Source organism: Bradyrhizobium sp. CCBAU 11434 (assembly GCF_028128895.1).
GTDB classification, from domain to species: domain Bacteria; phylum Pseudomonadota; class Alphaproteobacteria; order Rhizobiales; family Xanthobacteraceae; genus Bradyrhizobium; species Bradyrhizobium zhengyangense.
The window spans coordinates 1-403 of sequence record NZ_LBJX01000006.1 but is presented as its reverse complement, the minus strand read 5'-3'; the positions used below and the strand labels follow the sequence as shown (position 1 = coordinate 403).

Annotated in this window: 1 protein-coding gene; it reads left to right on the top strand. The window is 62.5% G+C overall.

The features are described from left to right. Positions 1-403 (top strand): type VI secretion system tube protein Hcp (locus XI06_RS07230; protein ID WP_271604945.1); only part of this gene is annotated, 403 nt, incomplete at both ends.

Genomic DNA, 403 nt, shown 5'->3' with positions numbered 1-403 from the left:
CTCTTGAAGGTGGACGGGATCAAGGGCGATTCGACGGTGAAGGGCTATGAGGGCGCCTTCACGGTTGACGAGTTCACGTTCAACGAGCTGACCAAGCTGAGCACTGCAGGTGGCGGGGGCGGGGCCGGCAAAGCGCAGTTCGATCCGCTGACGGTCGACATCGGCAAGCTCTCGCCAGGGCTGGTGACGCTGCTGGGGGATGCGGCCACCGGCAAGCACATCCCCACGATCGAGCTCGTCGGTCTAAAGCCGCAAGGCGATACGCTGCAGAAGATCTATGATCTGAAGCTGAGCGATGCGACGGTGGCAGGCTATGCCAGTGATGGCGGCCACGATACGGCGATCGCCTTCAACTTCAACAGGGGAAGCGAGACCATCGCTGGCCAGGACGACAAGGGAGCGC